The sequence below is a fragment of the Proteiniclasticum ruminis genome (genome assembly GCF_900115135.1).
Classification (GTDB): Bacteria; Bacillota; Clostridia; order Clostridiales; family Clostridiaceae; genus Proteiniclasticum; species Proteiniclasticum ruminis_A.
Window position 1 is genome coordinate 1 of the sequence record NZ_FOVK01000029.1, and the last position, 4,796, is coordinate 4,796.

The window sequence follows — 4,796 nt, forward strand, 5'->3', positions numbered from 1 at the left end:
GTAAGTCAGTAAGATCCCTTGAAGAACACGAGGTTGATAGGTGAGAGGTGTAAGTGCAGTAATGTATTCAGCTTACTCATACTAATAGATCGAGGGCTTAATCAAAAAAAGAACAACTTAAATTCTTTACAATCTCTGTATGCAGTTTTGAAAGATGCAGATCTTTCTAAAACCACATATCTGGTGTCTATATCTCTGAGGGTTACACCCGTTCCCATTCCGAACACGACGGTTAAGCCTCAAGGAGCCCATGATACTGCAGGGGAAGCCCTGTGGGAAAGTAGGTCGTCGCCAGTTACACTGCTCTAAGCGTAAGCTTAGGGCTTTTTTGTATATGGAATGAACTTGTAATAATTGATCCTTTGAGAAGTCTGAGGAAAGATAGAGAGGTGAGTAGAATGGGCAAAAAAACAGTGATTGGTTCTGCTCTGATGATAGGTTTAGGGATGTGGGTTCTCAGGGAAAATAAACATCTGAAGGTTACACATCATGAGATCAGAAATAAAAAGATACCCTCATCCATATCAGGATATACAATTGTACATGTTTCTGATTATCACAACACGCTATTTGGTGAAAATAACAAAGTTCTTGTGGATAAAATAAAAGAAAATAAACCAGATCTCATTGCTGTCACAGGAGACCTTATAGACTCCAGAACCACAGATCTTGATGTGGCACTGCTTTTGATGAAAGAGATGCGGAAAATAGCACCGGTATATTATGTTTCAGGTAATCATGAAAGCAGGGTGCCAGAGTATGAAGTTCTTGAAAACAGGCTTAGGGAGATTGGTATTGAAGTATTGAATAATAGAATGACAATACCAGACAAAGAAGTTGGGCCTATTTGTATTTATGGTGTACAGGATCCATCATTTGACAGAAGGAAAAGCGAGGAGTCTGAACGGACTATAATGGAAAAACAGCTGAACTCTCTGCCACAATATGATCACAAGTACGCTATACTTCTTTCACATAGACCAGAGCTTTTAGATCTTTATGCTGAATATTCATTTGATCTGGTACTTTCAGGCCATGCCCATGGTGGACAGGTGAGACTTCCGCTGTTTGGTGGAATTCTTGCACCCAATCAGGGCTTTTTTCCGATGCTCACTTCAGGAATGCATAAGATGAACAATACCGCTATGATTGTTTCAAGAGGAATCGGGAACAGTGCATTTCCCTTACGCGTGAATAATCCGCCAGAGCTTATTGTGATAAAACTCTTTCCAGAACAGTAAAACTTTTTATGATTTTAGGTAGAGATTGACGGCAGCTTCCATGCTATCGTCAATCTCTTTTCAAATTCTTAAAAAATCATGATAAGATTGACAATAAATATCATGAATGACAAAATAAGATAGAAGTTTTGAGACTTTGGAGGAAACTATGGAGAATAATGGACTGTATTTAATCGACGTTGAACAAGGGTACACCATGCAGGAGGCAGTCAAAGAAGCAAAGCGCTGCTTGGACTGTAAAAATCCTACATGCATCACTGGGTGTCCTATAGAAAATGAAATTCCAAATTTTATTAGAGAAATTTCTAAAGGGAATTTTGGAGAAGCCAGGGAGATTTTAGCAAGAAAGACAAATCTACCTGCAATATGCGGAAGGGTATGTCCTCATGATCTGCAATGTGAAGGGCACTGTATTCTTGCAAAAGCAGGTAAACCCATACATATTGGTAAACTCGAACGTTTTGTTGCAGATTTTGATCATTCTATGGGACTGATCAATGAAAAAATCCCAAGAAAAACAAGAGGAAAAGTTGCTGTGATAGGATCAGGTCCCGCAGGGCTGACTATTGCAGGTGACTTAGCAAAAGGAGGCTTTAATGTTGTAGTGTATGAAGCTCAGGAAGAACCTGGCGGAATACTCCTTTATGGAATACCTGATTTTAGACTGCCTAAAGATGTTGTCAGACGTGAGATAAAGAAAATTGAGTCTTATGGTGTGACGTTCATGAACAATATGGTAGCTGGTGAAGGTTTCACAGTGGATGATCTTTTCGAAAGAGGCTTTGATGCAGTGTTTATTGGTACGGGTACAGCGCTATCCAATCAGCTGGACATTCCTGGCAAAGAGCTGAAGGGAGTGGAGTTATCTTCCTATTTTTTGAGAACTTCTATGCTTGCCAACGAAGGAAAGCTGCCCATAGATGAGGTGCTTGTTAAGGAAGGAAGCAGAGTCATTGTTATTGGAGCAGGGAATGTAGCCATGGATGCCGCTCGGACAGCGGTTAGAATTGGAGCAAAAGAAGTTAAGGTGATTTATCGACGCAAGGAAGAAGATATGCCAGCGACAAAGTCCGAGTATGAGGATGCGCTGAAGGAAGGAGTACAGTTCTATTTTGAAAGTGCTCCTCTAGCATACAGAGGGAAAGATGGGGAGGTTACAGGGATAAGTGTGAAAACACCCCAGGGCGAACTCATTCATGACGCGGATGTAGTCCTTGTAGCCATTGGGTCAAAGCCAGCAAGGAGGATTGTATCTACTACAGAAGGAATTGAAGTAGACAGCAAAGGATATGTGATCACGAGGGAAAAACCTTATGGTATGACTACGCTTCGAGGTGTATTTGCTGGTGGAGATGTGGTGCATCAACCAGCAACTGTTGTGAAGGCAATGAAAGAAGCAAAGAAAGTTGCAGATGGAATCGCTGCATATGTAGATGCAAAGAAACTTTTAGAGGCATAGAAATCAAATGAGCCCGCAAAAATCTGCGGGCTCATTTTGACTAAAAAAGCAAAGAGAAAATTCTAAAGAAGCTTTCTTTCAAGTGGGTGTAAATACTTCCACGATTGTACTCATCCAAAGTGAGCATTCTGCTTGCAGCAGCATCATCATAGAAAAGTCCTTCCATCTTTGCAGAAGTTAGTTCATCGTATACTACAGCATTTACTTCGTAATTGTAGTATAAACTTCTTACATCGAAGTTTGCGGTTCCAAAAGTTGAGATTTGTGTATCCACAACGATGGCTTTGTTATGATAAAAGGATTCTTTGTCATATAAATAGAACTCTACACCTACATCAAGCAGTTCTTTGATATAGGTCATGGAGGCGTGGCCCACAGGAGGATGATCATACTGCTCTGGAAAAACGATCTTGACATCTATCCCAGAAAGAACTGCAACTTTAAGGGCCTGCATTAGTGAGTCTGAAGGGATGAAATAAGGAGAGCTGATATATATTTTTTCTTTTGCGCTGGTGATCATTTTTAGAAAGAGCTGTTCAACCGTTGAATAGGGAGTACCTGGACCATTATAGACAAGCTGCATTGGAAGATAATTTTCGATGGTGTTTTTGGGGAAATAAAGAGAGAGATCTTCTTCTCTTTTATACTTTTGTCTTTGTTTATCATATTCCCACTTCTTAGCCTCTTCATTAAAAGAAAGAACGGAGAAAAAATCATCAAAGAACAAAGCTTGAAGTCCCAAAACAAACTCTCCTTCAATACGGGCATGAGTATCTCGCCAGTAACCGAATTTTGATTTTCCAGTATACTCATCTCCTATGTTGTTGCCACCCAGGTATCCAATCTTTCCATCAATGATGATGATTTTCCTGTGATTACGGTAATTGATGGAAGTGTCTATGTATTTGCTGATGCTTGCAAAATGAGCGCTGTAAGTCACAAGCTCTATACCGGCAGCTCTTATTTCTTTTAGATATTCTTTATCGAATCGTCTGCCGCCAACTTTATCCATAATAAATCGGACTTTTATTCCTTCTTTGGACTTTCGGATCAGGGTATCAAAGATCTGTCGGCCGATGTCATCGGACTTTACAATGTAGTATTCCATATGAATGTGATGTGTGGCTGATTCAAGATCATGAATGAGGGCTTCAAATTTCTCCACCCCATCTTTATATAGAGTAATGTTGTTATAAGAGAACATGGGGCTGCCATTTCCGATGGTGACCATTTTTGCCATGTCTTTATAAGGTCCAGCGTATTCTTCCAGACTTGTTTTCACAAAATCAATCATTTCGGGTGAGAGTCTTTCTTTTAAGTTCCTTGATTTCCAATTGCGTCCTAGAAAGAAGTAAAGAATCAAGCCCAGAAAGGGAATGAGCATGAAAATCAGAAGCCATCCAATGGACTTCTCAGGCTTCTCTCTGTTCTTAAAGATGATGGTCAGTGAAATCAGGAAGTTTATAAATAGACTTAATGCCGTAATTGCGTTATATAAATTCAAAGTATTTTCCTCCAAAAAAGTACTGATAAGTATATTATAGTATAGTTTCTTGGGAGGAAGTTATGATTTTACAGGAACCAAACTAATTTTAGATTTTGTTCATGAACTGAGGCTGAATGAGTTTAGAGAGATTCAGAACTTCTTGAATATACTTCTGATAATTTCTTTAGATTTTTTCAAAAAAGCTGTTGACTTAGTATTTCGAACCATGCTATTATAGACAAGTCGCTTGATGAGAGCGGCAAACACAAGCAAACACAGTTCTTTGAAAATTAAACAGAATATAGGTAAAAAACCAAAGTAATTCTTTTTGAGAAATCAAAAAAAACCACTTTCTGAAAAGAAAGTGCGAACTTCATGAAAATGAAGTTCAGAAGCTAGTGTAATGAATAGCTAGTTCAAACTTTTAAATTGAGAGTTTGATCCTGGCTCAGGACGAACGCTGGCGGCGTGCCTAACACATGCAAGTCGAGCGGAGAATGCGGATATGTTTACATAGAAGCGTTCTTAGCGGCGGACGGGTGAGTAACACGTGGGTAACCTGCCTCAAAGTGGGGGATAGCCTTCCGAAAGGAAGATTAATACCGCATAA

Annotated in this window: 3 protein-coding genes and 3 rRNA genes; 5 read left to right on the plus strand and 1 reads right to left on the minus strand. The window is 39.6% G+C overall.

The window, feature by feature from the left end; translation table 11 throughout:
• The 4 genes from BM243_RS14910 to BM243_RS14925 all read left to right on the plus strand — a co-directional run.
• A 23S ribosomal RNA gene (locus BM243_RS14910) occupies positions 1-105 on the plus strand; the annotation flags it as partial.
• 74 nt (positions 106-179) lie between these two features.
• Positions 180-297: ribosomal RNA gene (gene rrf, locus BM243_RS14915) — 5S ribosomal RNA — on the plus strand.
• 101 nt (positions 298-398) lie between these two features.
• The gene (locus tag BM243_RS14920) at positions 399-1,241 is read left to right on the plus strand and encodes a metallophosphoesterase (RefSeq protein ID WP_074913400.1); all 843 of its coding nucleotides are present in this window, start codon (positions 399-401) and stop codon (positions 1,239-1,241) included.
• Between the two features lie 148 nt (positions 1,242-1,389).
• A complete protein-coding gene (locus tag BM243_RS14925; protein WP_074913402.1) occupies positions 1,390-2,700 on the plus strand; it encodes an NAD(P)-dependent oxidoreductase in 1,311 nt (436 codons plus the stop codon).
• 40 nt (positions 2,701-2,740) lie between these two features.
• Here the strand turns inward: BM243_RS14925 and cls are convergent, their stop codons facing one another.
• Positions 2,741-4,204: a cardiolipin synthase gene (cls, locus tag BM243_RS14930; protein ID WP_177213543.1), complete on the minus strand. Its 1,464-nt coding sequence runs from the start codon at positions 4,202-4,204 to the stop codon at positions 2,741-2,743.
• Positions 4,205-4,611: 407 nt separating this feature from the next.
• Here cls and BM243_RS14935 point away from each other — a divergent pair.
• A 16S ribosomal RNA gene (locus BM243_RS14935) occupies positions 4,612-4,796 on the plus strand; the annotation flags it as partial.

Bases quoted from the DNA above. Each gene is read 5' to 3' on its own strand.
- BM243_RS14920 (WP_074913400.1), top strand. From the start codon at position 399: ATGGGCAAAAAAACAGTGATTGGTTCTGCTCTGATGATAGGTTTAGGG.
- BM243_RS14925 (WP_074913402.1), top strand. From the start codon at position 1,390: ATGGAGAATAATGGACTGTATTTAATCGACGTTGAACAAGGGTACACC.